This window comes from Ruegeria sp. AL2, from assembly GCF_056540845.1.
In genome coordinates this window covers 13171-39348 of the sequence record NZ_JBQFXM010000014.1, presented here as the reverse complement: position 1 = coordinate 39348, position 26178 = coordinate 13171, and the positions used below count along the sequence as shown (strand labels likewise).

Annotated in this window: 20 protein-coding genes; 9 read left to right on the top strand and 11 right to left on the bottom strand. The window is 56.6% G+C overall.

What is annotated here, in order from left to right:
- Positions 1 to 176: 176 nt before the first annotated feature.
- Positions 177 to 2003 carry a BCCT family transporter gene (locus ACR0ID_RS15610; RefSeq protein ID WP_480606824.1) on the top strand — a complete coding sequence of 609 codons (1827 nt, stop codon included), beginning with the start codon at positions 177 to 179 and terminating at the stop codon, positions 2001 to 2003.
- A 193-nt stretch (positions 2004 to 2196) separates the two neighbouring features.
- Here the strand turns inward: ACR0ID_RS15610 and ACR0ID_RS15605 are convergent, their stop codons facing one another.
- The 4 genes from ACR0ID_RS15605 to ACR0ID_RS15590 form a co-directional block, all read right to left on the bottom strand.
- Positions 2197 to 2988: an FAD binding domain-containing protein gene (locus ACR0ID_RS15605; RefSeq protein ID WP_480606821.1), complete on the bottom strand. Its 792-nt coding sequence runs from the start codon at positions 2986 to 2988 to the stop codon at positions 2197 to 2199.
- 95 nt (positions 2989 to 3083) lie between these two features.
- The gene (locus tag ACR0ID_RS15600; RefSeq protein WP_480606819.1) at positions 3084 to 5444 is read right to left on the bottom strand and encodes a xanthine dehydrogenase family protein molybdopterin-binding subunit; all 2361 of its coding nucleotides are present in this window, start codon (positions 5442 to 5444) and stop codon (positions 3084 to 3086) included.
- Positions 5445 to 5524: 80 nt separating this feature from the next.
- A complete protein-coding gene (locus tag ACR0ID_RS15595) occupies positions 5525 to 6007 on the bottom strand; it encodes a (2Fe-2S)-binding protein (RefSeq protein ID WP_480606817.1) in 483 nt (160 codons plus the stop codon).
- A 28-nt stretch (positions 6008 to 6035) separates the two neighbouring features.
- Complete coding sequence (locus ACR0ID_RS15590) at positions 6036 to 6584, bottom strand: SRPBCC family protein (protein ID WP_480520524.1); 549 nt, start codon at positions 6582 to 6584, stop codon at positions 6036 to 6038.
- Between the two features lie 181 nt (positions 6585 to 6765).
- Between ACR0ID_RS15590 and ACR0ID_RS15585 the strand changes: the two genes are divergently transcribed.
- The 5 genes from ACR0ID_RS15585 (at position 6766) to ACR0ID_RS15565 (ending at position 14657) form a co-directional block, all read left to right on the top strand.
- Positions 6766 to 7446: a response regulator gene (locus ACR0ID_RS15585; RefSeq protein ID WP_480484332.1), complete on the top strand. Its 681-nt coding sequence runs from the start codon at positions 6766 to 6768 to the stop codon at positions 7444 to 7446.
- Between the two features lie 45 nt (positions 7447 to 7491).
- Positions 7492 to 8661, top strand: a complete 1170-nt coding sequence (locus ACR0ID_RS15580; protein ID WP_480520526.1) for an FIST N-terminal domain-containing protein — start codon at positions 7492 to 7494, stop codon at positions 8659 to 8661.
- 3 nt (positions 8662 to 8664) lie between these two features.
- The gene (locus ACR0ID_RS15575; RefSeq protein WP_480606814.1) at positions 8665 to 10878 is read left to right on the top strand and encodes a hybrid sensor histidine kinase/response regulator; all 2214 of its coding nucleotides are present in this window, start codon (positions 8665 to 8667) and stop codon (positions 10876 to 10878) included.
- Between the two features lie 100 nt (positions 10879 to 10978).
- Entirely contained in the window at positions 10979 to 13156 is a 2178-nt protein-coding gene (locus ACR0ID_RS15570; RefSeq protein ID WP_480606811.1) for a Tex family protein, read from the top strand.
- Between the two features lie 304 nt (positions 13157 to 13460).
- A complete protein-coding gene (locus tag ACR0ID_RS15565) occupies positions 13461 to 14657 on the top strand; it encodes an acetate/propionate family kinase (protein ID WP_480606808.1) in 1197 nt (398 codons plus the stop codon).
- Here the strand turns inward: ACR0ID_RS15565 and ACR0ID_RS15560 are convergent.
- The 5 genes from ACR0ID_RS15560 to ACR0ID_RS15540 all read right to left on the bottom strand — a co-directional run bounded on the left by ACR0ID_RS15560 (position 14654) and on the right by ACR0ID_RS15540 (position 19636).
- Positions 14654 to 15421, bottom strand: a complete 768-nt coding sequence (locus ACR0ID_RS15560; protein ID WP_480477313.1) for a citryl-CoA lyase — start codon at positions 15419 to 15421, stop codon at positions 14654 to 14656. The two genes, ACR0ID_RS15565 and ACR0ID_RS15560, sit on opposite strands and share 4 nt — an antisense overlap.
- Positions 15418 to 16602 carry a CaiB/BaiF CoA transferase family protein gene (locus ACR0ID_RS15555; RefSeq protein WP_480606805.1) on the bottom strand — a complete coding sequence of 395 codons (1185 nt, stop codon included), beginning with the start codon at positions 16600 to 16602 and terminating at the stop codon, positions 15418 to 15420. The genes ACR0ID_RS15560 and ACR0ID_RS15555 overlap by 4 nt, the downstream gene beginning before the upstream one ends.
- Positions 16595 to 18106 (bottom strand): tripartite tricarboxylate transporter permease, encoded by a 1512-nt coding sequence (locus ACR0ID_RS15550; RefSeq protein WP_480477308.1) that lies wholly within the window; start codon positions 18104 to 18106, stop codon positions 16595 to 16597. Before ACR0ID_RS15550 ends, ACR0ID_RS15555 begins: the two co-directional genes overlap by 8 nt.
- A gap of 1 nt (position 18107) precedes the next feature.
- Positions 18108 to 18590, bottom strand: coding sequence for a tripartite tricarboxylate transporter TctB family protein (locus ACR0ID_RS15545; protein WP_480606802.1), 483 nt, complete (start codon positions 18588 to 18590; stop codon positions 18108 to 18110).
- A gap of 65 nt (positions 18591 to 18655) precedes the next feature.
- On the bottom strand, positions 18656 to 19636 hold the full coding sequence (locus tag ACR0ID_RS15540) for a tripartite tricarboxylate transporter substrate binding protein (protein ID WP_480477304.1): 981 nt from the start codon (positions 19634 to 19636) through the stop codon (positions 18656 to 18658).
- Between the two features lie 108 nt (positions 19637 to 19744).
- On the opposite strand from ACR0ID_RS15540, the gene ACR0ID_RS15535 reads away from it, so the two are divergent.
- From ACR0ID_RS15535 to ACR0ID_RS15525, 3 genes are read left to right on the top strand one after another with little or no spacing between them, the layout of a single operon-like run.
- Complete coding sequence (locus tag ACR0ID_RS15535) at positions 19745 to 20413, top strand: response regulator transcription factor (protein ID WP_267366073.1); 669 nt, start codon at positions 19745 to 19747, stop codon at positions 20411 to 20413.
- The gene (locus ACR0ID_RS15530; protein WP_480606799.1) at positions 20403 to 21770 is read left to right on the top strand and encodes a sensor histidine kinase; all 1368 of its coding nucleotides are present in this window, start codon (positions 20403 to 20405) and stop codon (positions 21768 to 21770) included. The genes ACR0ID_RS15535 and ACR0ID_RS15530 overlap by 11 nt, the downstream gene beginning before the upstream one ends.
- Positions 21749 to 22756 (top strand): ABC transporter substrate-binding protein, encoded by a 1008-nt coding sequence (locus ACR0ID_RS15525; protein ID WP_480606797.1) that lies wholly within the window; start codon positions 21749 to 21751, stop codon positions 22754 to 22756. Before ACR0ID_RS15530 ends, ACR0ID_RS15525 begins: the two co-directional genes overlap by 22 nt.
- 8 nt (positions 22757 to 22764) lie before the next feature.
- Here the strand turns inward: ACR0ID_RS15525 and ACR0ID_RS15520 are convergent, their stop codons facing one another.
- Positions 22765 to 24039, bottom strand: a complete 1275-nt coding sequence (locus ACR0ID_RS15520) for an HlyD family type I secretion periplasmic adaptor subunit (RefSeq protein ID WP_480606795.1) — start codon at positions 24037 to 24039, stop codon at positions 22765 to 22767.
- A gap of 41 nt (positions 24040 to 24080) precedes the next feature.
- On the bottom strand, positions 24081 to 25820 hold the full coding sequence (locus ACR0ID_RS15515; RefSeq protein ID WP_480606792.1) for a type I secretion system permease/ATPase: 1740 nt from the start codon (positions 25818 to 25820) through the stop codon (positions 24081 to 24083).
- Positions 25821 to 26178: the final 358 nt, after the last annotated feature.

The window sequence follows — 26178 nt, the reverse complement described above, 5'->3', positions numbered from 1 at the left end:
AGAGCGGTGGGCGATCCCACATGGTGTGTGGTCTTCCCCGTAAGTCTCAGCTGAGTTGCAGTCAACTCGCTGATCGTTTGGTGCATTGGGCACGTTATTTTCGCCGTCCCGCGCGGTGCACCCCAAGCCGAAATCAGAAGAACAAGAAATGGCGAACACACGGAGGAAAACGCAATATGTCGATACCCGATCCATTCACGGACGTTGAGATAAAGACGGCGGATGCCGGTTTTTACGAAAATTACAGCGTCCCAATTGCCCTGATCAGCAAGTCCATCATGGTCGCGCTGGTTTTGTGGGCACTGATCTTCCCAGCAAACGCAAACGGTACGCTTGGCAGCCTGAACGGGCGGTTGCTTGAGCTTTTCAACAGCTTCTACATTGTCATTGTCGGGTTGTTCCTCGTTTTTCTGGCCGTTGTCGCCGCTATTCCATCCACGGGTCGCCGTGTGATGGGAACACCCGGTGAAAAGCCCGAGTTTTCGAACTTCTCATGGTTCTCCATGATGTTCGGCGCCGGCCTGGGTGTTGGTCTGATGGTTTTTGCAACCGCAGAACCGTTGGGGCTGTGGGGTTCGAACCCCGAAGTCGTGTCCGAGGCGGTCGTGGGAAATACACCCGAAGCACTGCAGTCGGCTTACCGATATACCTTCTTGCACTACGGGTTTCACGCTTGGGCCATCTATGTGGTTACCGGGTTGTCGCTGGCATATTACGCTTATACCCGCGACATGCCTCTCACCATCCGCTCGGCGCTGACGCCCCTGTTTGGCCGCTTCGTCAATGGCTTCTTCGGCCATGTGGTTGACGTTTTGGGCGTTGTTGCAACGATCCTCGGTGTTTCTGTCACCATCGGCTATGGTGTCAGCCAATTCATCGACGGGCTTTATGCCATCACCGGTATGGAATGGGTCATGGATCTGGGTGGCGAAGTTCCAACCCCAAGCAAAGTGGGTCTGATCGCCGGTCTGGTCATCATCATGAGTCTGTCGATTATTTCGGCCGTATCAGGCGTTGGTCGTGGTGTTAAATACCTGTCGAACCTGAACCTCGTATTGTCGATCATCCTGTTGGGCACATTTATCGTCTTCGGCTCGTTCGTCTTTGCCATGACCACTTATGGCACAGCAATGGTCGACTATATTCTGCATATCCTGTCGCTCAGCTTTAACGCCTATGGTCCACTGTCAGTTGAAGCCTTCGCTGCGGCTCTGCCCGCCGAAGCACAAGCCCATGCCAATGATCTGATGGGCGGAGCTACCAATGCGTGGGGCAGCTTTGACGGTTTCAAGAGCGGCCTGGAAGGGGCAGCAGCCGAGTTGGATGAAGCAACCCTGGCGGCCGTTTATGCGGCGGGTGAGCAGGGGCGTCAGTTCGGCTGGCAGTCGGGCTGGACCACGTTCTACTGGGCCTGGTGGATCGCGTTCTCGCCCTTTGTGGGCTTGTTCCTTGCCCGTATTTCGAAAGGACGGTCTGTCCGCGAGTTCATCGTGGGTTGCGTGTTCGCTCCGGCGTTGGTGTGCTTTGCTTGGATGACGGTTTTGGGCGGCACCGCGATCGACCTGGAACTGGCAGGCGCTGCAGAAGGTGCGATCGTCGGAGCATCAAACACCAACAAGCTGTTCGTGACACTGTCTTACATGATTGACGGAGGTCTGTTGTCATTGCTGAACGTGATGTGCGTGATCCTGATCATGACATTCCTCGTCACGTCGGCAGACTCGGGCATTCTGGTGATGAACACCATCATGTCGGGCGGCAGCCAGGAGACGGGCATCAAGCACCGCATCATCTGGGGTGTCATCCTGACGGCTGTGATTGGCGCGCTGGTCCTCGCAGCGGGCGAAAACAACCCGATGGATGCTCTGCGAAACGCAATGATCATCGGAGCACTGCCCTTTACTGCTGTAATGGGTTTGATGTGTATTGCATTGGCCAAAGCTTTGTTCCGCGACAGTCAGCGTGACAAACATGCCGCGACAGGTGCACAAGCCGCCGAATAAGCAAATGCTTAGCTTATGACGTGATCAGGCCGTCTGGAATTGGGCGGCCTGATTTTTTGCGTAGACACTGGCCACGACCCTCAAACAACGAAAAGGTGCTGGCCAGCCCGACTGTGGCGAGACACCAAAACCATATCTCAACGAAAAAGCCCCGGTAAATACCGGGGCTTTTGAGCATCATTTCGTGAAATTCCTACATGCAGGCTTCAACGGCGCGTTTGGTCATGACCGACACAAGATGCGCCCGATATTCCTTGCTGCCATGTAAATCAGCGATCATGTTGGCAGGGTTAATCCGAAGGTCCATCAAGGCGTCCGGGCGGAACTCCTTGTTCAGCGCCTGCTCGGCTTCGCTCCAACGGAAGACGCCGTCCTCACTTGCCCCGGTCACCGCCACGCGCACGCCGTCCGTGAAACGGGCCAGATAGACCCCAACAAGTGCAAACCGCGACGCTGGCTGCAGGAACTTCTGATAGCTTGCCGCCTGCGGAACCGGAAAGCGGATCGAAGTGATGATCTCTCCTTCATCCAGGGCTGTGGTGAACATGCCTTGAAAAAAGTCATCTGCCGCAATTTTACGCGCGTTGGTCACCACGGTTGCGCCCGATCCCAGCACGCCCGCCGGATAACAGGCTGCCGGGTCATTGTTTGCAACCGAACCACCGATGGTTCCACGATTGCGCACTGCCGGGTCGCCAATTTGTCCAGCCAATGCCGCCAGCGCGGGATAAGATCCTGCAGCGTCGCGAGCAACGACAGCGTGGGGTGTTGCACCCCCAACTGAGACCGAGCCGTCATCATCAACGCAGACGCCTTGCATCTCTGCTATGCCGCCCATCGACACCAGTTTGGACGGTGCCGCCAATCGTTGTTTCAATGTCGGGATCAGGGTTTGCCCACCTCCCAACGCTTGCGCATCCTCTGCTGCCAATGCTGCAACCGCGTCAGCAATGGTCGAGGGCTTCTCAAACTCGAAATTGTACATTTCGTTCTTCCTTTCCGAAAGGCGCTGATCCGCCCTTCATCTGGCTATAAATATCCCGGGGAGCGCGAGGGGCTGGCCCCTCGCTCCCCAACCTCTCAACCATGCATCGCCGTCCAAACGCGTGACGGGCTCATCGGCATGTCGATATGATCAACAGCCTTTCCGCCCGAATTCAGTGCGTCCAGAACCGCGTTGACCACCGCCGGCGGCGAACCGATCGCTCCGGCCTCGCCGCAACCCTTCACACCAAGCGGATTGTGTGTACAGGGCGTCTGGCTTGAATGATCGACGCTGTAGAACGGGACGTCATCAGCGCGTGGCATCGCGTAGTCCATGAAGGACGCGCTCAGCAGTTGGCCATTCTCGTCATAGGCACAGTTTTCAAGCAAGGCTTGACCAATGCCCTGACCAATACCGCCATGCACTTGTCCATCAACGATCATCGGATTGACGATATTGCCAAAGTCATCCGCAGCCGTAAACTTCTCAATCGTGACCTGACCTGTGTCCGGATCAACCTCGACCTCACATGCATAAGCCCCTGCCGGGAAAGTAAAGTTGGCCGGGTCATAAAACGCGGTTTCTTCCAGTCCCGGTTCAACTTCCAGCGGATAGTTGTGCGGGACATAAGCCGTGAGGGTCACATCTCCCCATGCCACCGACTTGTCGGTCCCCGCAACACTGAACTGACCGTCCTTCAGCTCGATATCCGCCTCGGACGCTTCCAACAGGTGGGCGGCGATCTTCTTGGCCTTGTCGATCACTTTTTCGGTCGCCTTGACCATCGCCGATCCACAAACCGCCAGCGAGCGTGAGCCATAGGTGCCCATGCCAAACGGGATCTTCGAGGTGTCACCATGCACGATCTCGACCATCGACTCGTCGATGCCGATCATGTCGGCCACAACCTGCGGGAAGGCCGTCTCATGCCCCTGACCATGGCTGTGCGCGCCGACCATGACGCTGATCGAACCGGTGGCATTAACCCGAACGGTCGCGGCATCATAAAGACCCGCCCGGGCCCCCAGCATGCCAACGATGTTCGACGGCGCGATACCGCAGGCCTCGATATAGCAGTTGACACCCAGGCCCCGCAGCTTGCCGTTGGCCTCGCTTTTTGCACGGCGGGCGGCAAAGCCTGCCAGATCGGCAGCAGCCTCAAGCTTGTCCATTGTCCCGTTGTAGTCCCCGGTGTCGTAAGTCAGCGCCACTGGCGTGTCATAGGGGAACTGCGTGACAAAGTTCTGGCGACGCAGGGCGATCGGATCCACACCCAACTCGCGGGCGGCCTTGTCGATGACACGCTCCAGCTGGAAGGTTGCTTCGGGGCGGCCAGCGCCGCGATAGGCGTCCACCGGCACCGTGTTTGTAAACATCGCCTTCACATTTACCTGAATGACCGGGGTCTTATAGTTGCCTGCCATCAGCGTCCCGTGCAGCCATGTCGGCACCGAGCTGGAGAAGGTCGAAAGATAAGCGCCCAGATTGGCGTAGGTGTTGGTCCGCAGCCCGATAAAGTTGTTATCCGCATCCAGAGCCAGTTCAATCGTGCTGACATGGTCACGACCCTGCGCATCCGACATGAACGCCTCGGACCGGCTGGCGGTCCACTTGACTGGGCGGTTGCAGGCTTTGGCGGCAAAGGTGCAGAACGCTTCTTCCGCATAGTGGAATATCTTGGTGCCAAATCCACCACCCACATCCGGGGCCACGACGCGGACTTTATGTTCCGGCAAACCCAGAACGAAGGCGCACATCAACAAGCGGATGACATGCGGGTTCTGCGAAGTGGTATAGAGCGTATATTCATCCGTGCCCCGGCTGTATTCCGCCACGGCCACGCGCGGTTCCATCGGGTTGGCGACCAGCCGGTTGTTCACCAGATCCAGCTTGGTAACGTGCGCCGCGTTGGTAAAGACGTCGTTCACCTTTGCGTCGTCGGCCTCACCCAGCTGCCAGTCGTAGCAGATGTTGTTTTTTAGATCGTCATGAACCAGCGTCGCGCCTTCCTGCGCGGCGGATTTCATGTCGATCACGGCGGGCAGTTCCTCGATATCCAGATCAATAGCCTCAGCCGCGTCACGGGCCTGTTCCAGACTGTCAGCCACCACGGCGGCAATGGGATCGCCCACGTGGCGCACCTTGCCCTGTGCTAGAATGGGATGTGGCGGTTCCTGCATCGGTGCGCCGTGCTTGTCGGTCACTTCCCAGCCACAGGGCATTCCGCCCACGCCTTCAAAGTCTTTGCCGGTGAATATCCTGACCACGCCGGGCATACCCTCGGCCGTTGATGTATCCACAGAATTGATCCGCCCATGCGCGATGTCGGACCGCAGGAAATATACGTAAGCCTGGCCACGTACGTTAATGTCGTCGGTGTAGTTGCCTGCTCCGGTCAGAAAGCGGACGTCCTCGCGCCGCTTGGAGCTGGCTCCGATGCCACTGTCTTTGGGCATTGCTTGTTCTCCTCCCATAAACGGATGCTGTTGCACCCTTCACTTGTCCCACGGGCGCAACGTTTACGCCCGCAGCGGCATCATTCCGCGGCGATACTGCCGACGTCCTGGCCAGAGGCGGCCATGATCGCCTTGACGATATTGTGGTACCCTGTGCAGCGGCACAGGTTGCCTTCCAGGTATTTCCGGATTTCGGCCTCAGATGGGCGCGGGTTGTCTTTCAGCAGCGCTGCGGCGATCATCACCATACCCGGAGTACAGAACCCGCATTGAAGGCCATGATGATCCTGAAAGGCTTGCTGGATCACATTCAGCGAACCATCGGCATTTGCCTGACCTTCGATTGTACCAACGTCAGCCCCGTCTGCTTCGACCGCCAGCATATTGCACGACTTCACGGCCTGACCGTTCACATGTACAACGCAGGCGCCGCACTGGGCCGTATCACAGCCGACATGCGTGCCCGTCAATGACAGTTGCTCGCGCAGAAAGCCGGACAGTAATGTCCGGCCCTCGACCTCGCCGCTTACGGCCTTGCCGTTCACGGTCATGGAAATTTTCATGACTTTCTCCTCCCTGAATTCCAACGGTTCAACCGCCCAATACGCGCTTGAACCAACCTTTTTTTGCTTCGCCTTCTTCATCTTCGGCCGAAGGTTCGGCTTGAACCTGATCCGAGGTTTCCGGATCGGGCGTTTTTTCCGGTTCGACCGCGTTCTGAAAGTTTTCAAAGAACCGGTCGGCCATTTTTCTGGCGACTCCATCAATGACCCGGCTGCCAAGCTGGGCCAGCTTGCCACCGACACGTGCGTCGACGGTATAGGTCAGCAGAGTACCTTCGGGCACATCAGACAAACTGACATCGGCCGCACCCTTGGCAAAACCCGCAGCCCCACCCTTACCTTCACCCGAGAGCTTCACGCTTTCAAGCGTTACGATATCAGAAAGGGTAACGGCCCCTTTGAAGGTCGCTTTGACGGGGCCAACTTTCTGCACCACCGTCGCTTCGAACCCGTCATCGACCGAGCCCGTCATTTCCTGACATCCCGGAACGCATTCTTTCAGAACCTCAACCGACAAAAGCGCATCCCAGACCTTGGATCGCGGCGCGGCGATGACGCGGCTGTCGCTAAGCTCCATTTCTCTTCTCCAGGTGTTTTTTCTTACGCTACGTGGTGTTTTTCGCCCTGCCTATTAGACCTTGGGTGTAGGTGACGCCGAGCCGGTCTTATGTACGACTTTGGGCCAGTAGGCGCAGATTACTTTCGTTGTTAGGATTGGGTAAGCTGGGGACAATCTGATTGAAAAAAGGCAATACCAAATGCTTGCTGACTCCGTTGTAAGGTCTGGCTTCGAGAAAGTGCTGATCGTCGATGACCACCCCCTGTTTTGCGACGCGCTGTCGATGACCTTGCAAAGCGTGGCGCAGATCGGCGAAATCCATACCGCAGACCGACTGGAAGGCGCGATGGAACTTCTATCAGGGGGGCTGAAACCGGACGCGGTCATGCTGGACCTCAACCTGCCGGATGTGGAAGGGCTGGACGGCCTTGTCCGTCTGAAGGCTGCTGCGAATGCCCCGGTTATTGTGGTGTCCTCGATGACGGATAATCGCGTTGTCAGTCAGGTGATTCAGGCGGGTGCATCGGGTTATGTACCCAAGCATAGCCAACGCGATGTGTTTCGCCTGGCATTCGAGACAGTGCATTCCGGCAAAGTTTTTGTGCCCGAAGGATGCGTTCTGATCAATGTTGAAGAGGATGAACACGCCGACGCGGTCAATCGGCTTGCGACACTGACAAATCAGCAAGCCCGCATCCTGCAACTGATCTGCGAAGGTAAACTGAACAAGCAGATTGCCTATGACCTGTCCATTGCGGAACCCACGGTCAAAGCGCATGTCACGGCAATCATGCGGAAACTGGGTGTGCAAAGCCGGACGCAAGCCGTTCTGATTGCAAAGAAAGCTTCGTTTGCCAGCGTCTTGCAAGACCAAGGCTAAGCGTCATACTCTCACCACATCGTCGCGCTTTAGGGAGGAGGCTCGATGGACCAAGCAGTCGGGTGGGCGACAGCCCGGACCGGTGCAACAGGCATCGTCAAAACGGCTTTCGTGCGTTACGACACCGGGCAGGCGCTTGGGGTGCTCGAACGTCAAATCGGGGCTGAGCCACTTGCGCTGGTGATATTGTTCGTCAGTCCGAACGCGGACGCCGCTGCGGTCATTGCCAAAGCCGAGCAGGTGTTTGCGCCTACGCCGGTGGTTGGCTGCACCACCGCCGGAGAACTTGCGGATAGCGGTTATTGCGAAGACCAGATCGTCGCAATCGGCCTCCCGCAATCCCATTTCGACACGCGTACGGTCCTAGTTTCCGATCTGAACGATTTTGAGGCGGAAAGCATCATCAACGAGATGATCCACAACCGAAATGCCATGATGGTCACGGCGCCCGACTGGAGCCATGAGTTTACGTTCCTGATGATCGACGGATTGTCGACCAAAGAGGATGCGTTGACCTCCGAGTTGGCCGTCGGCTTGGGGCCGGTGCCATTGTTTGGCGGATCGGCCGGTGATGGAACCCGGTTCGGGCGTACCTATGTGCTGCATCAGGGCAAGGCACTGAGCAATGCTGCCATACTGACTCAGGTTCGTACGCGGTGCCCGATCAAGGTGTTCAAAACGGATCATCTGGTTCCAACGACCCGGCGTATGGTCGTAACCAAGGCGGACCCGGCAAAACGCATCGTTCAGGAGATCAATGCCGAGCCCGCCGCCCGCGAGTACGCCCGTATCCTTGGCAAGGATCCGGAACAACTGACGACATTCACCTTTGCGGCGCACCCCGTTGTTGTGCAGATTGGTGGGCAGCATCACGTCCGCGCCATTCAGCAGGTGGCGGGCAACGGGGACCTTGTCTTTTTCTCGGCCATTGATGAAGGGCTTGTGCTGACGCTGGCCGAACCAAGGGACATGGTAGAGCACCTTGAGGAAGAAATCGGCCTTCTGACCGAGAAACGGCAACCCGACACAATTCTGGGCTGTGATTGCATTCTCCGCCGACTGGAAGCGCAGGAAAAGCAAAAGACACGCGAAATCTCGGACATTCTGGCCCGCAATCACGTTGTCGGATTTTCAACTTACGGAGAGCAGTACAACTCTATCCATGTGAACCAAACTCTGACGGGTGTTGCGATTTATCCGCCCGAGAAAGAGTAACGCATGATCGAGCATCTTACTGACCCGTCGGACTCGGTTGACCGCCAGAACGAGAAACTTCGCAAGATCGCCGAAGCGCTGATGCGTCGGGTAGAAGAATCCACCGATGCGTCAGGCGCAGCTTATGCGCAGTTTCAGCGTGCGGCCGTGCTTGAACAAGAGGTCCGCGCCCGGACGAATGATCTGGAACGTGCCCTTGAATTGCTGAACGATTCCAATGCCAGATTGGCACAGGCGAACAAGGACACCGAAGCCGCACGCGCGGATCTGGCCAATGCAATCGAAACGGTGCAAGAGGGGTTTGCCCTTTTCAATCGCGACGAAAAACTGGTGCTGTGTAACAGCCGTTTTGGTCTGCATATGCCCGACATTCAGGAGCGGCTGAGCCCGGGATTGAGCTTTGCCGAATATGTCGAACTGGTCAGCCGATCAGGGTTTCTGTCCCTGCCTGAAACAATGACACCGACAGACTGGGCCAAAAGCCGCCTGGATCGGCACACGGACGATCATGTGGTGTTCAACGTCCGGCTTGTTGGCAATCGGTGGTCACAAGTGTCCGAACACCGCACGCCGGATGGCGGCACTGTTATTCTGCAAACCGATGTGACCGATATCATGCGGATCGAACGGCAGGAGCGTGACCGGATACTGGATGACAAGGCCAGGCTGATCCGCGCAACGCTTGAACATATTGAACAGGGCGTTTGCATTTTTGACAACAAACACCGTCTGATCGGGTGGAACAACCGCGCTAGCGAGTTGCTGGCCATTCCAATCGCACAGTTTCAGACGGGAACCCGGTTTGAATCGCTGTCCAATCGCCTTGGCGCGAACATCAGGTTCCAGAAGGGGGTAACGGAAGCCGATCTTCTGAACTGGGTGACGCGGCAAACCTATCGCCGTCCTCTGCAATTTCAGATGCACCGTGGAAGGTCGAAGATACTTTCTGTTTTTGCGCAGGAAATGCCCGACCGCGGTTTTGTGATATCCTTCACCGATGTAACCGCAGAACGAAAATCCGCCCAGGCCTTATATGAGGCCAAAGAATTGCTGGAACAGCGCGTAACATCGCGCACGATGGAACTGGCTGACGCTTTGAACGAGGCCGAGCGTGCAAACGCATCCAAGTCGCGATTTGTGGCAGCGGCCAGTCACGACCTGTTGCAACCTCTGTCAGCGGCAAAGCTTTATGTTGCATCGCTGGGCAGCGGTCTGGACAAAGACGACGCAAGAACCGTTGCAGGAAAGGCTGAAAGTGCGCTGAACAGTGTTGAACACATTCTGGAAGCGCTGCTGGATATCTCGAAACTTGATTCAGGGCGGGCCACCGCGCATTTGTCGACCATAACAGTGAGTACGCTGTTTTCGCAGATGGAAGATGCGTTTCGCCCGGTGGCGCAGGCAAAAGGGCTTGAGCTGTCTTTTGTTGACACGAACGCGCGCGTGACCAGCGACGCCAGCTATTTGCGTCGGATTTTGCAGAACCTGCTTTCGAACGCGATCAGGTATACCGAGGCCGGAAAGGTTCTGGTCGGAGTGCGGCGTCGCAAAGGCGCAATTGCCTTGCAGGTCTGGGATACAGGTATCGGTATCGCGTCAGACCAAAGAGACCTCGTCTTTCAGGAATTTCAGCGCCTGCATTCTGATGCCAGCGCCGCAGAGGGTATGGGATTGGGCCTTGCAATCGTGGAGCGCGCCTGTGGGCTGTTGCAACATCCAATCCAGCTGTATTCCGAAGTAGGCAAAGGAACTGGATTCTCGGTCGAAGTTCCGTTGGCGCAGGAAGAGCAGACCATTTGCAGCAGCGCCCCTGCGGCCCGCGATCCGGGCTCCAAGGTCCTTGGTAACACGGTCGTATTGTTGATTGAGAATGATGAAAACCTCCGTAGTGCACTGACCATGACCATCGAATCCTGGGGGGTTGAGGTTCTGGAGAGCGAAAGCGAAGACGAAGCAATCAATCTACTTCGTGAAATTGACATTCTGCCTGACGCAATAGTTGCCGATTTTCAGTTAAATCACGATAGAACCGGTGTTGACGCGATACATGCCCTGACGCACGAGTTTGGCCCTCTGCCTGGCTGCATTATCTCGGCCAACCGATCACCTGAACTGGCCGAGCGTTGCAAGCGCGCCAATCTGCCTTTGCTCTACAAACCGCTAGATGCGCAACTACTGCGCTCAACGCTGGAATCGTCGATTGCACGCCGCAACTGAGCGGCGTCAATCTGTGACCGGTTCAGATTGAACCAAGGGTCTTCCCCTTGCCGAAACAGCTGGTTAAGAAGTTCTTCCAGCGTCGTTTCAGGAGGCCCCATTGGACCGTATCGCCCGCACCATCGCCACCGAGATTAATGCACGATCCGAGCAGGTCGGTGCCGCGATCAAGCTACTGGACGACGGAGCAACCGTGCCTTTTGTCGCCCGGTATCGAAAAGAAGCAACCGGAGGATTGGACGACACCCAGTTGCGTCTGCTGTCCGAGCGGCTGACCTATCTGCGCGAGCTTGAAGCGCGGCGTGAGACCGTCCTGAACTCGATCAAGGATCAGGGCAAACTGACAGAAGATCTGAGCCAATCCATAGCACGTGCCGAAACCAAAGCGCAGTTGGAAGACATTTATCTGCCATACAAGCCAAAACGGCGCACCAAGGCGATGATTGCGCGCGAAAATGGGCTTGAACCTTTGGTTGACGCTATTCTGGCGGACCGCAACTGCGACCCTGAAACATTGGCCGCGGCGTACCTCACCGAGGCGGTAACGACGACCAGGGATGCATTGAACGGCGCGCGGGACATTTTGACCGAGCGGCTGACGGAAAACGCCGCACTGCTGGGCGAATTGCGCAGCTTCATGCAGCGCGAGGCTCTGCTCAGCGCAAAGGTCATCGAAGGCAAGGAAAAGGACGGCGCAAAGTTCAGCGACTACTTTGACCATGCCGAATTGTGGGCAGACGTGCCGTCGCATCGGGCATTGGCGATGCTGCGGGCATCCAAAGAGGGCATCGTCACGCTGGATATCGCGCCTGAACCGGAATTTGGTGCCGCGCGGGCCGAGACGATTGTTGCCGCTCATCTACAGACACGTGGCACGGGGCCGGCAGACGCATGGTTGCGCAAAGTCGCGGGCTGGACATGGCGGGTAAAGCTTTCGCTGTCCATGATGGTCGAACTGATGGCTGATCTGCGCAGCCGGGCGCAGGACGAAGCCATTCAGGTCTTCTCGCGAAACCTCAAAGACCTGCTGTTTGCCGCGCCGGCAGGTGCCAAGGCGACATTGGGTCTGGATCCGGGCATTCGTACGGGCGTAAAGGCTGCTGTCGTTGATGCGACCGGCAAGGTCGTTGCCACTGACACCTTGTACCCATTTCAGCCGAAAAATGATTTGCGTGGCGCACAGGCCAGTATCCTCAATCTGATATCTGCTCATCAGATCGAACTGATCGCAATCGGGAACGGGACTGCCAGCCGTGAAACCGAAAAATTGGTTGCAGACACTCTTGCGCTACTACCCAAGAAGGTGAAAGCACCAACAAAAGTGGTGGTGTCAGAAGCTGGGGCTTCGGTCTATTCCGCCTCTGAACTGGCTGCGCGCGAGTTTCCGGATCTGGATGTCTCGCTACGTGGTGCGGTCTCGATTGCGCGCCGATTGCAGGACCCTTTGGCCGAGCTTGTAAAAATCGAACCGAAATCCATTGGTGTCGGCCAGTATCAGCATGATGTGGATCAGCATCGCCTGTCACAGTCGCTGGATTCCGCGATCGAGGATGTGGTGAATGCTGTCGGGGTCGATCTGAACACAGCGTCCGCCCCTTTGCTGTCACGCGTATCAGGTCTGGGGCCAGCGCAAGCCGAAGCGATTGTCACCCACCGCGATCTGAATGGGCCCTTCCTATCGCGGAAGGATTTGCTGTCCGTCGCCCGCCTTGGACCGCGTGCGTTCGAACAATGCGCCGGCTTCCTGCGCATCAGGGACGGTTCCGAGCCGCTGGATGCGTCTTCGGTACACCCCGAAGCCTATGACGTTGCGCGCCGGGTTGTTGCCGCCTGCGGCCGTGATATCCGAAACATCATGGGCCATAATGGCGCTTTAAAGGGGTTGCGGGCGGAACAATTTGTAACTCAGGATTTCGGCCTGCCGACGGTTCGGGACATCTTTGCCGAACTTGAAAAGCCCGGACGCGACCCCAGACCCAGTTTCGTCACCGCATCATTCACCGATGGTATCGAAGAAATCACCGATCTGAAACCCGGAATGGTTTTGGAAGGCACAGTCACCAACGTCGCGGCTTTTGGCGCTTTTGTGGATATCGGTGTGCATCAGGATGGGCTTGTTCATGTCAGCCAGCTGGCGGACCGGTTTGTCAAAGATCCGCATGACGTGGTTAAGACCGGGCAGGTGGTTAAAGTACGTGTTGTCGATGTTGATGTCCCGAGAAAGCGCATTGGGTTGACCATGCGAAAACAAAGTGGCGGCGGACATCGTCGCGCGTGATCGCAAAACGACGCGTGATGAAGTGCGCTGCCTTCTTGAAACCGCGTTTTGAGGGGCGTCAGCTTAGTATCTTGCACGTGGTTCAATCCATGATTACGACTGGGACGACCGGAATGAAGGTGATGTTGGCGCTACAGAAACGGCTGTGCTAATTGATCTTTTCTTTCTTGAAAGTTCGAAAAGACCGGGGTTGTCGCGGTGGGCTGGTTCGTAGTCTCTTGTATAACGTCTGAAGCACAACCTTGGCCCAATGCGGATCTGTAAACTTCCTGAGCTTCACCTTTTCGTAAACCAGAGGGTATGCATGACACATGTCGTGACACTGAATGCCGGATCGTCTTCGATGAAGTTCGGCCTGTTCGAACTGACAGAAGACGATCCAATCATGGTGTGCACCGGTGTGGTCGAACGGATCGGCGAGCCTGAGCCAACCGTCAAGGCGCGGTCATCTGGCGGCGGAGTTCTGGCGAATGGCACGGCAGGAGATATTCACGATCATGCCGCCGCCCTGGACTGGGTACTGAACCTGTTGTCACGTGCCTTCCCCAGTTGCGAGGTCACCGCGGTTGGGCATCGTATTGTTCACGGCGGACCTGAGATCGATACGCCATTGCCGTTGACCGCCGCTGCTTTGGAGGAGTTGGACAAGCTCTCTCCGTATGCACCTCTGCACCAGCCGCACAACCTGGCTGGCGTCAAGGCAGCTATGGAACGCTTTCCAAATGCCGCCCAGATTGCCTGTTTTGACACGGCCTTTCATCGCAATCACCCCTGGGAGAACGACGTATTCGCCCTGCCGCGCGAGTATTACGACAAAGGCGTCCGCCGCTATGGTTTTCACGGGCTTAGTTATGAGTACATCTCGGACCATTTGGCCAAAACCGCGCCACTTTTGCACGCGGGGCGGGTTGTGGTCGCGCACCTGGGTAACGGTGCGTCGATGTGTGCCATGATCGGGGGGCGATCCGTCGGTTCGACCATGGGGTTTTCGTCGTTGGACGGGCTGCCAATGGGATCACGTTGCGGTCAGCTCGATCCAGGTGTTTTGTTGTATCTGATGGATCAGGAAGGGTTGAGCGCCTCAGAGATTTCCGACCTTCTATTTCGCAAATCAGGTTTGCTGGGTCTGTCCGGACTTTCAAGCGACATGCGCACTCTTGAAAAAGCAGATACCCGTGAAAGCCGACAGGCCATCAGCTATTTCACTTTCCGCATCCGCCGCGAACTTGGGGCAATGGCCGCAATATTGGGCGGTATTGATGCCCTGATCTTCACTGGTGGTATCGGAGAAAACTCGCGTCTTGTACGCGACAGGGTATGTTCCGGAATGGGGTGGCTGGGGATTGAACTGGATCCCGATGCCAACGCGGACAATGATCGGATCATCTCGACAGATCTGTCCCGAGTGGTGGCCATGGTTATTCCGACAAACGAAGAGCTGGTTATTGCCCGTGCTGCCGCAGATCTGTTGACAAATCGATCCCATCGGAAAAGTGCTTAGCCCGGCTGGTACGTCCAGCGATACGAGGGTGGGGTCGGCCCTTTGTTGCGACCACCTTGCTGCATCTGCTCCCAGGCATGTGCCAGAATACCCACTGATCGGGACAGGCAGAAAAGGCCGCGCGCCAATGGTGGCGCAAACCCAAGCTCGGCATAAATAACTGCGGTTGCGCCATCGATGTTCATCGGGACGGGTTTACCCTTACGCCGCGCAAGCTCTGCCTCGATCTGCTGCGCAATGCGCATGACCTGCCCATCGCAAGCACCGGTTTTCACCGCTTCGGCGACCAGTTCCATCAGGCGCGGCGCACGAGGGTCTGTGGGTGTGTGAAACCTGTGACCAAAACCCGGAAGTATCTTTCCGTGGCTTTCGATCCTCGCATTGATTGCCTGCTCCAAAGTGCCAGGGTAAAGGCCCACAAAGTGGTAGAGTTCCACGGCTTGCTCGCCAGCCCCTCCATGAATGTCGCCCAACATGTTCACGGCGCTCGCCATCGCGTTGTTGAGAGGCAGGCCACAGGTCACGGCCATGCGCGCGGTCGCAATCGATGGGGCCTGCGGACCGTGGTCGACTGCCGCGACCAGCGCGGCTTCGAACAATCGGGACTGCGCTTTTGATGGGTGGTCGCCGCGTACCATGAACCAGATCATCTCCGCGAAACCAAGGCGTCCGATCAGGTTTTGAATCGGCTCTCCGCGCAGGTCGATCCGGCCAGGTTCCATATCAATGATGGATGTTGCCCACCAATCTGACACATCGTTCATATGATCCCCTCTCTGCGCAGCGCGTCGATTTCCGCGTCGGTCAATCCGATTTCAGACCACACTGCCTTGTTGTCGGCCCCAAGTTTTGGTGGCGCGATTTGCGGCATTCGCCGGGTGCCATCCATTACGACGGGACTACCTGCAAGCTGCATCTGTTCGCCGTGAACCTGTAAAGAGCCAATCAGACCGCGATCGTAAAGTTGCGGGTCTGCAAGGGCCTCTGGTACGGTCAGAACTTGTCCTGTCGGTACCCCCAATGCGTTTAATTCACTCACCCACTCGGCCGCGGCCTTCGTCTTCAGGGTTCGTTCCAGTTCTGTACGTAAGGCGTGGCGGTTACTTTTGCGGTCTTCACGCGTTGCGTAGTCGGGGTTGTCCAGCAGTTCATCCCGCCCCAGACAGCGGGCAAGTGCCTGCCATTGCTCGTCCCGATTGGCCGCGATGTTGATCGGGCTGTCCAGCGTGGCAAATGTACCTGAGGGGGCCGAGGTCGTGTTCTCATTCCCATGCGCTCCGGGCGTTACGCCACCGACCAGAAAATTTGAAACGACCCAACCCATTGTCGAAATAACGGCTTCGGACATCGCAACATCCAGGTAGGTGCCGCGCGGGTTGGCGTTCAATGCCGCCGCGACTGCAAAGGCGGCCGTCATCCCCCCGACCGTGTCTGCCAACGGATAGCCGACGCGATACGGTGCCGTGTCGGGGGCGCCGGTGATTGACATCACGCCGCTGATACCCTGCACAATCTGGTCATAAGCCGGATCGCCGCGCCGGGGGCCATCCTGCCCGAACCCGCTGATGGCGCAATAGATCAGGTTGGGATTGACGTTGCGCAGAACTTCATAACCAAGACCAAGACGATCCATTACTCCGGGCCGGAAGTTTTCCACCAGAACATCGGCTGACTGGACAAGGCGTTTCAGCAGCGCCTTGCCCTTTTCCGATTTCATGTCCAGCGTGACAGATTTTTTCCCGGCATTCTGCGCCAGAAAACTGATCCCCATCCCCGCCTTGTTTCTGGCAGGATCGGCTCCCAGAACGCGAGCAAGGTCGCCACCATCGGGGCGTTCGACCTTGATCACGTCGGCACCCATCAATGCCAGTTGGTAGCAGCAATACGGACCCGCGAGGACATTGGTCAGATCGAGAACCCGTATTCCCGCCAGCGGGTCAGTCACCTTCGGCAACCCCTTCCGCCCGGGCCTGTGCACGGCGCGCGCGGTAGCTGGGCAGGAGCACCAGAAGCGCCGCGATAACCAGCAGACCCAGCGTCATCGGGCGTTCCCAGATAAAGGCGATGCCATCGTACAACTGCATGGACCGTGAGAAGTTGTCTTCCATCATGCCGCCGAGGATGAAACCGATCAGCAGTGGTGCCAGTGGGTAATCGGCAAATTTCAACGCCGTTGCGCATACCCCAAAACCTACCAGTATCAGCAGTTCGGTTGCATTGTTCTGCCCGATATAGGCCCCCATCAGAGTAAAGAACAAAATAAAGGGGATCAGATAGTTGCGCGGCACCGAGAGAACTTTGGCAATGTAGGGGATCAGCGGCAGATTCAGGATCAGAAGCACCAGATTGCCTATGAACATGGACATGATGACCGCCCAAAAGATCTGCGGCTCGTCCAGCATAAGGCGTGGGCCCGGCGTCACGTTCAGCGCAATCAATGCGCCAAGCAAGATCGCCGTCGTACCCGATCCGGGAATGCCCAGGGTCAGCAGCGGCACGAACGAGCCGGTACAGGCGGCGTTGTTTGCTGTTTCAGGCGCGGCCAGCCCTTTGATTGACCCTTTGCCGAATTCGTCCTGCTCGGCCTTTGGGGCGATGTTACGCTCGACCGCATAGCCCAGAAAACTGGCAATCGTTGCACCGGCACCCGGCAGAACGCCGATGAAAAACCCTTGGATAGACTGGCGGCCAATCACCGGAGCAATGGCTTTGGCTTCCTCCCTGCTTATGCGCAGGTCCTTGATTTCGCCTTCTTCGCCCTTAAGGTCCTTGGGTTTGAGAACAAGAAACAGAGCTTCGGGTAACGCGAACATGGCCATTGCAAGTGTGATAAAGCCAAAACCCGACTGCAAATCCATGATGCCCATGGTGAAGCGGGGCATGTTGAACAGCGCGCCTTCGCCGACGGTTGCCATAATCAATCCAAGGATTGTCATTATGATAGCCTTGGCAACCTGACCTGTTCCCGCGAAAGCGGCAATGGCGGACAAGCCGACAACCATCAGCGCGAAATACTCGGCCGAGTGGAAAAGCAACGCAACAGAGGACAGGGCAGGAGCGAAGACCATCAACAGCAACGCACCGAACGTGCCACCTGCAAAGCTCGCGATTGCGGCAATGGTCAAGGCTTTGCCCGCTTTGCCCTGACGGGCCATCGGGTAGCCGTCAAAGCTGGACGCGACGGTACCCGCGACCCCCGGGGCATTCAGCAGAATAGAAGAGGTCGAGCCACCAAAAATGGCGCCATAATACACGCCGGCCAGCAGGATCAGCGCGGCCGACGGGTCACCCATGGAAATTGCCACCGGGATCATGATGGCGATGATCGACATCGGGCCCAGACCCGGAAGCATTCCGATGAATGTGCCGATCAGACAGCCTGCGACGACCATCAGCAGGTTTTGCAGTGAGAATGCCGTTTGCAGGCCAATCAGAAGTCCTTCAAGCATGTCAGCCTCCGAAAATGCCGGGCAAGGGGCGCATGTAAATGCCAAGGACTTCCTGAACCAGATACCAGACTGTACCGGTGGCAATCAGGGCGACGAGAAACATGAGATGCCATTTGCGTTCGCCCAATATAAATGATCCTAAGATCAGGAAGGCCGAGGTTGAGATCAGAAACCCAACAGGGCGCAGGCACAATGCGTAGACGACCATCAGAACCAGCAGCATGATCGCCTGACCAAGATGGTAATCGCCCAACCGCCGATAATCGATTTCAGGTTCGCTGGGTTCAGCCTTTTCAAAGCCCAGCAGAATGATCGTGGTCGTGATGATGCCCAGAATCGACAGCACTTTGGGAAAAGTGCTTGGCCAGATGGGATTTCTTTGCATGAAAGGAGGCAGACTACTGTCCATCGTGAACCAAGCGGCGTAGCCATATGTTAAACAAACACCCAGAAGAATGAGCGCGATCCAGCGATCCAGCGCCATGGGACCCCCTCCTTTTTTGGTCGTCAGAGATGGCAGAGCGGGTTACCGCTCTGCCCAAGTTGGATTCAGAGGAAGCCCAGCTTTTTCATCAGATCACCGATCTGTTGTTCCTGCTGCTCAAGAAATGACCGGAAATCATCGCCCGAGTTGTGGATGTTCACCCAACCGTTGCGTGCACGAACCTCTTCCCATTCCGGGGTGTCGTACATCTTTGCAATCGCGGCCTGGTAAGCTGCAAGCTTGTCCTCGGGCAGGCCCGGGGCCGCGAAGAAGCCACGCCAGTTCACAAAGGTGGTGTCGATGCCCTGTTCTTTCATGGTCATCGCGTCTGGGGCGGCGTCAACACGATCTGCCGATGTAACGCCAATGATCTTGACTTCACCTGCGTTGGCCAAATCGACGGCCTCCGAAAAACCCGTAGACAGGGCTGCGATCTCACCGGACAGAAGGGCAGCCATGGCTTTGCCACCTGCATCATATGGGATGTATTTCACGCCAAGCGCATCCTTCCCAGCGGCTTCCATCACCATTGCTGCGACCAGGTGGTCCATGCCACCGGGAACCGAGCCACCGCCAATGGCCGTGTTGCCCGGGTCGGCGTCGAATGCAGCAAGTAGATCACTCATAGAGTTGATGGGGCTGTCTTTGCCGACAACAATTGCTGCGTAATCTCCAATCGTGCCCGACACCAACGTCAGGTCGCGGAAGTTGTGAGGGAACACGCCAGTCAACGAACGGATCACGATAGGCGTGGAGTTTACCATCAACGTCCCGTGGTTGCTGTCGGCGTTTTCAATCAGATAGCCGATGGCTTTGCCGCCACCACCGCCTGACATGTTTTCATAAGACGCGGTGCCCACAAGACCGGCGTTGGTAAGCGCTTCGCCGGTGCCGCGAGCGGTACCGTCCCAGCCACCACCGGCGCCGCCGGGGATCAGAAAGTGGATGCTGTCCACCAGCTGGTCTTCAGCCAGAACGGGTCCTGCAAGACCTACAGCAGCAACAGCTGCGATCAGGGCGCGACGGCCCAGTGCGAAAGTTGTCATGATGTCCTCCCATTTGACAACGGGCCGCATGGCGGCTCAGATTGGGAAGAACAAAAACACACCAACCTGACATCAACCTGTCACGCGCGAGAATAGTATAAAAGCCCGATGAAATTTCTGCTTGTCGAAGACAATCTAGACCTCGCAAACGCGATCAGTTCCCGCATGAGGTTGGACGGGCATGTGGTTGATAACGCGTCCACATTAGGCGATGCAACTGCCTTTGTTGAAACTCAGGAATACGATCTGATCCTGCTGGATATCATGCTGCCGGATGGGGACGGTCGCGATTTTCTCAAGCGGCATCGCGCGAGCCATTTGGACACGCCGGTGATCGTTTTGACGGCCCGCAGTCAGGTTTCGGATCGAATCGGCTCGCTTGATCTGGGTGCTGACGACTATGTCACCAAACCGTTTGATCACGCCGAGCTTGAAGCGCGCTGCCGCGCAGTTCTGCGTCGCAAATCCGGGAATACGAAGACAACGATAGAAGTCGGCGGCATCGTATTCGACCCTCTGGCAGGCCATCTGACGGTGGGTGACGAGACCGTGTCGCTGCGTAACCGTGAACTGCGCCTGCTGGAATTGTTCATTAGCGCACCTGGTCAGGTTTTTTCGAAACAAAAACTAACCGACCGGCTGTTTTCTTATGATGATGATGTCTCTGATAACGCGATCGAAGTTTATGTGGGCCGCTTGCGCAAGCATCTGGAACCCTCGGACCTAAAGATCACCACGTTGCGTGGGCTGGGATACAGGTTGGATCATGCCTCCTGATCCCAATGTGTCAGGATCACTGCGGAACAGGCTGGTTCTGACACTGATCGGTGGCGCGGCCATACTTGCGTTCCTGCTGTTTGTCGCAGTACGAAACTATGCTGCGCAGGTCGCGCTACAGGGGCAAGACAACATACTTGGCGCATCAGTGGCCTCTATCCTCGATGCGGCCGCTTTGCGGGAAGGCGTGTTGGAGGTCGATATCCCGTATGCGGCCTTCGCGATGCTAAGCACCCCTGCGGACGACAGAATCTTCTATTCTATCTTTCAGGACGGGTCGTTTCTGTCCGGATACGAGGATCTTCCACCGACCATAGGACCGCATGACGGCAAGTCGCTTTTCAGGTTCAGCCAGATTCGCGGTGAAACCATTCGTCAGGTCAGCGCCAGCCGGACTTTGGTGGGATTGGATAAGCAAATCGAGCTCGTGGTCGCGCTGGGGCAAACGCAAGATGCGTTGGCGGAGACTCTGGACCAGATTTCGCGCAATGCGGCGATTCTGGGCGTAGGGTTCTTTGCCCTTGCCGCCGCTCTTTCCTTTTGGGCGACGTCCTCGACCATCGGGCAGTTGAACAGGTTGACAACCTCTGTCACCCGCCGTGGCCCACAGGACTTGAGCCCGTTCAAAAAGCCGGTACCCCGCGAAATGGCCCCTTTGGTTGCTTCACTGAACTCATTGATGGGTCGGCTTGATCAGTCACTGAGCCAGTCAGAAGATTTTATCGCCGAAGCGGCTCACCGCGTTCGCACCCCGCTTGCCACTGTCAGGTCATATGCTGATGCCACTTTGCAAAGGGTTGAAAAAGAAGAAAACCGCGAGGCGCTGCGTTCGATGGTGCGCGCCATTGACGAAAGCTCACGTGCAGCTGGTCAGCTGTTGGATCACGCAATGATCACGTTCCGGGCTGATCATCTTGAGCGGGAAGACATAGACCTGAACGCCTTGGTCCGTGACCTTGTGCAGCGCCTAACACCAATTGCCGAGATGAAGGACCTGTCACTGTCGCTTTGTGGCGACCCACAGGTCATATATTCAGGTGACCCCATCCTCATTCAAAACGCCGTACGCAACATGATTGACAATGCACTGAAATATGCTCCGGCCGACAGTTCTGTTCGCATCGAAGTCACTTCGGAACCACGGGTTCAAATCCGGGTAAAAGATCGTGGCACGGGGTTCCCCATAAACGAAATTGACACTCTCACGCGCCGTTTCGAACGGGGTAAGAACGCAAGTGGCACTATCGGGTCCGGTCTGGGCCTGACCATCGCGCGGGACGTTGCAACAGCGCATGGTGGAACGCTTGACTTGTCCAACAGGCAGGGAGGCGGCGCATGCGTTACATTATCGCTTTAGTCTTCCTTTGGTTTCCTGCTGTCACACTGGCGCAAATCTGGGAGGATCGGCAAGTATTCAACGCCGAAGCGGACGAGGCGCATATTCGGGTCATCTCAAGCACGGATACGTTTTTGTTTGAGCCTATGATTTCCGGTTTTATCAAGGAAAACCCTGACATTTCTGTCGAGTATATGGTGACGGGTACTGCCGACATCGATCGGATCGTGCGTGCCGCACCGGAAGATTTCGATATTGTCATTTCCAGCGCTATGGACCTGCAACTGAAACTGGCCAATGACGGATATGGACGCGTGATCGATGACATATCTCTGCCGTCCTGGGCGCAGTGGCATCGCAGTCTTTTCGCCTTCACGTTCGAGCCCGCGACCATCGTGATCAACCGTGCCGCCTTTTCCGGCACGCCTATCCCGGAGACCCGACAGCAACTGATCGAAGCACTTCGAATGCGACCGGACAGTTTTCGAGGCCGGGTGGGAACTTATGACATCCGTCAGTCCGGTCTAGGGTATCTGTTTGCGACGCAGGATGCCCGTGCGTCAGAAACGTTCTGGCGTCTGATGGAAGTCATGGGCGGTTTGGATGTGCGTCTGTACTGCTGTTCGGGCGACATGATTGACGACCTTGTCAAAGGCGAGATCGCCGTCGCCTACAATGTACTTGGCAGCTACGCGGATGCGCGCGCCGGGCACAAGGATACGCTTGAGGTTATACTGCCGTCGGATTTTCAGACGACCATGATGCGCACGGCGATGGTACTTGAAGGTACACCCGTACCTGAATTTGCCGCGTCATTTGTCCGTCACCTTGTATCCAGTCAATCCAGCCGGGCAGGTGGCAGCCATACCCTCCCGCCTTTGGCGCCTTATGACACGGACGAAGAACGTGAAACGATCGGGCTGGATCCAGCGTTGATGACGTTTTTGGACAGATTAAAACGCCGCCGGTTTCTGGCCGAATGGGAAAGCGCGGTAATCCAGAGATAGCCCTGCCGTTATTCCCTAAATGCACGATTGAAGTAATCGGCCATCGGCTTGACAAGATAGGACAACGGAGTGCGCTCATCGGTTTTGATCAGTGTCTCAACAGGCATACCCGGCAAAAGCTCCTGACCGTTGAGACGGTCCATTTCACCATCATTCATAATCACCTCGGCGCGGTAGAAAGTGAAGCCGGACTGTTCATCCGTGAAAGTGTCGGCAGATACGTTTTTGACCTGCCCGTCCAATTCAGGTGTTTCGCGCTGATTGAAGGCTGGAAATCGCAGGGCGACGGGTTGACCCACGTGCAGCTGATCCACATGGATTGCGTCCACACGCGCGGCGACCAGCAATGGCGTATCCTGTGGGACCACATACATCATGGGTTCGCCCGGCTGAATCACCGACTGCAGGGCAAAGACCTGACTGCCGTAAACGGTTCCGTTGACAGGTGCGCGGATGTCCAAACGTGCCATCCGCTCGGACAGGGACAGTCGGCGTTCCGATAGTTCAGCAATTTGCGCCTGTACGTCTCGCAAAGTGGTAATCGCCTCCTCCCGGCGGGTTGCAGTCAGTTCAACGATCTGGATCTCGGTTGATGCGATCTGCCCTTTGAGGCGGGCGACAGCGGCTTCCAGTCGACCTATTTCACCTGTCAGGCTGGCTTCTTCCCGTTGCAGGGCCAGCACGCGACTGGTTTGCGTCAATCCACGTTTCAACAGGCTTTGTTGGTCTTCCAGCTCATCCTCGATCAATTCAACCTGACGGCGCAGGGAAACGAGTTGGGCTTGTGTGCCTTCGATCTCACTTTCGATCTGAACCAACTGCTTTTTCAGTTGTTCGTGCTGCTTGGACATTGTTTCCACCCGCGCGTCGAACAAGTTTTGTTGCCCTACTATCAGGTCGGGATCAATGCTGTATTCCTCCTGTACCTCGTGCAACTGCGCCGACAGCTCTTGCGACGAAAGCCCGTCGCGTTCGGCCTGAAGCCGGGCACGCCGGACCAGAAGTTCGAAAAGCTGCGCTTCCACAATCGTCTGTTCGGACGATAGGAAAGTATCATCCAGTCTCAGCAACATCTCGCCCGAGGCTACCACATCACCATCGCGTACAAAGATTTCGCCAACAACGCCGCCATCAGGGTGTTCGACCACCTGACGGTTGCTTTGTACCTCGATCACGCCTGAGGATACGATCGCACCAGCTAGGCGTGTCTTCACTGCCCAAAGACCCAATCCGCCGACCAAAATGGCAAGTGCGGCGAATCCTACCAGGGCGGGGATTCTCATACTCCAGGCCTGCGCCTGCTTCTTGGTCGTGTTTTTTGCCATTATTCACCTACGGGGCTAAGCTTGCGCTTAATCGCGCCCGCATTCTGCACCATTGCGCCGAGAACCTCGTCACGACTACCGAACCTGACCACTTGTCCTTTTTCGACAACGGCCAGATCGTCACATTCCGAAATGGCCTGCGGACGGTGTGTCATGATGATGGCGGCTTTGCCTGCCGCCTTGAGCCCCCTCACGGCCGCGTTCAAGGCTTCGGTGCCATCCGCGTCCAGTGCCGAGTTTGGTTCGTCCAGAATAAGCAGAACAGGGTCGCCATAGAGGGCGCGGGCCAGAGCGATGCGCTGTTTCTGTCCACCTGACAACTGACTGTCATTGCCTTCAAGGAAGGTGCCATAACCTTTCTCCAAAGACAGGATCAGGTCGTGTGCATTGGCTTTTTTGGCCGCGGCCACCACCGCTTCGGAATCCGGGTTCTCCGACATCCGGGCGATGTTCTCGGCCACCGTTCCGTTAAATAGGGTAACCTGCTGCGGCAAATATCCGATATGGCTGCCCAAATCGTTGGAGTCATATTGATCCAGAGTGGCACCACCCAGCCGAATTTCCCCGGCTGCCGGATTCCAAAGCCCCAGCAACGCCTTGGCCAGTGTCGTCTTTCCCGACCCGCTTTTGCCGATGACACCCAGCGCCTTGCCCGGTTGCAGTTTCAGATTGACGTTCCGCAACGTTGGCGTTGTTGCCCCAGGGGGAATGACAGTCAGCGATTTTGCTTCCAGCTGCGCCTTCGGGATGGGCAAGCGGATCCGCTGCTCTTCGGGTGGGGTCTGATCCAAAAACCGGCTGAGGGAAGTCCAGGCTGTTCGCGCACGTTCGATCATGCCCCATTGGCCAACCGCTTGTTCGACCGGGGCGAGGGCCCGACCCAAAAGGATTGAGCCCGCAATCATCGCGCCCGGTGTCATTTCATTTTGCAGAACCAGCCACGCGCCCAAGGCAAGCATTGCAGATTGAAGAAACAGTCGTAGCGACTTGGTCAGAGATGTAAAACTGCCTGTCCAATCGCTGGCAGAAATGGTTTGGCGTAAGGCATTCGAACGCTGGTCCAACCACCGCTTTGTCACGTCCGCCTGCATACCTTGAGAGCGCACAACCTCTGCCGCTTGTCTCGCATGTTCCGCAAAGGCGTTTGCCCGCGCTGCTGCAGATTGTGCCTCGGCGACTTTCCTGCTGGTCAGCGCCTGATTGAGGAGTGCAATCACGACAAGTAGAACACCGCTTGTCACGGCCAGCCAACCCAGCAGGGGATGAAACAGGAAAATCGCGCTCAGAAAAACAGGCGTCCATGGAATATCCATCACCGCCAGCAGAACAGGGGACGAACACAGGTTTCGAATGGATTCCAGATCACGCAAGGCCGTCGCCGGGGCAGATCGTATTTGCGGCATAAGTGAACGCCGCAGCGTTGCTTCGAAGACGCGCTCATCCAACTGTGACTGGAACCGTGCGCCGAACCGGGCAACGATGCGTCCGCGGGCAAAATCCAGCATCGCCATCAGCGCATAAAGCAACGCCACCAACAAAAACAACGCTGTCAGTGTTTCCACCGCACGCGAGCCCAATACCCGGTCATACACCTGCAACATAAACAATGGGCCCGTCAGCATAAGCAGGTTCACAAAAATGCTGAACAAGAACGCCAAAGCAAGGAACGCGATCCCCTGATTGCGCACATTGCGCAGTTCATTTCGGGGGGCCGCGGATACGCGGTGTTCAGGTTTCAATGTTTTAAATCCATATTATTCGGAGATGCGACCCCGCACTTAAAAAGTTAGATCAGCCTTGCCAAGTTTGCACATCTTTTTTTGGGCAAGAAACCGCGGGTCCTTGGCGTAAAGAAGCACTATTCAGCCGTAGCTGACAAAAAAACCTAACGGCGATTATGGGCACCGTTAGGCGGGCGCTTCAGGATAACGGCAATTCGGGCGGAATACAGCAAGAAAGACGGTCACGCAAAGACCACAACCCGCCAACAAGCCGCAGGCGAGGAAGGCTGTATCGATCCGGCCGCGAAATGACCGAGACCAAATTTTTTCGACTTTATCTGTAGGGATGGCAAGTGTTGTTATATTGTCGGACATT

Coding starts and splice junctions, on each gene's coding strand:
- ACR0ID_RS15610 (WP_480606824.1), top strand. CDS start 177: ATGTCGATACCCGATCCATTCACGGACGTTGAGATAAAGACGGCGGAT.
- ACR0ID_RS15605 (WP_480606821.1), bottom strand. CDS start 2,988: ATGTACAATTTCGAGTTTGAGAAGCCCTCGACCATTGCTGACGCGGTT.
- ACR0ID_RS15600 (WP_480606819.1), bottom strand. CDS start 5,444: ATGCCCAAAGACAGTGGCATCGGAGCCAGCTCCAAGCGGCGCGAGGAC.
- ACR0ID_RS15595 (WP_480606817.1), bottom strand. CDS start 6,007: ATGAAAATTTCCATGACCGTGAACGGCAAGGCCGTAAGCGGCGAGGTC.
- ACR0ID_RS15590 (WP_480520524.1), bottom strand. CDS start 6,584: ATGGAGCTTAGCGACAGCCGCGTCATCGCCGCGCCGCGATCCAAGGTC.
- ACR0ID_RS15585 (WP_480484332.1), top strand. CDS start 6,766: ATGCTTGCTGACTCCGTTGTAAGGTCTGGCTTCGAGAAAGTGCTGATC.
- ACR0ID_RS15580 (WP_480520526.1), top strand. CDS start 7,492: ATGGACCAAGCAGTCGGGTGGGCGACAGCCCGGACCGGTGCAACAGGC.
- ACR0ID_RS15575 (WP_480606814.1), top strand. CDS start 8,665: ATGATCGAGCATCTTACTGACCCGTCGGACTCGGTTGACCGCCAGAAC.
- ACR0ID_RS15565 (WP_480606808.1), top strand. CDS start 13,461: ATGACACATGTCGTGACACTGAATGCCGGATCGTCTTCGATGAAGTTC.
- ACR0ID_RS15560 (WP_480477313.1), bottom strand. CDS start 15,421: ATGAACGATGTGTCAGATTGGTGGGCAACATCCATCATTGATATGGAA.
- ACR0ID_RS15550 (WP_480477308.1), bottom strand. CDS start 18,106: ATGCTTGAAGGACTTCTGATTGGCCTGCAAACGGCATTCTCACTGCAA.
- ACR0ID_RS15545 (WP_480606802.1), bottom strand. CDS start 18,590: ATGGCGCTGGATCGCTGGATCGCGCTCATTCTTCTGGGTGTTTGTTTA.
- ACR0ID_RS15540 (WP_480477304.1), bottom strand. CDS start 19,636: ATGACAACTTTCGCACTGGGCCGTCGCGCCCTGATCGCAGCTGTTGCT.
- ACR0ID_RS15535 (WP_267366073.1), top strand. CDS start 19,745: ATGAAATTTCTGCTTGTCGAAGACAATCTAGACCTCGCAAACGCGATC.
- ACR0ID_RS15530 (WP_480606799.1), top strand. CDS start 20,403: ATGCCTCCTGATCCCAATGTGTCAGGATCACTGCGGAACAGGCTGGTT.
- ACR0ID_RS15525 (WP_480606797.1), top strand. CDS start 21,749: ATGCGTTACATTATCGCTTTAGTCTTCCTTTGGTTTCCTGCTGTCACA.
- ACR0ID_RS15520 (WP_480606795.1), bottom strand. CDS start 24,039: ATGAGAATCCCCGCCCTGGTAGGATTCGCCGCACTTGCCATTTTGGTC.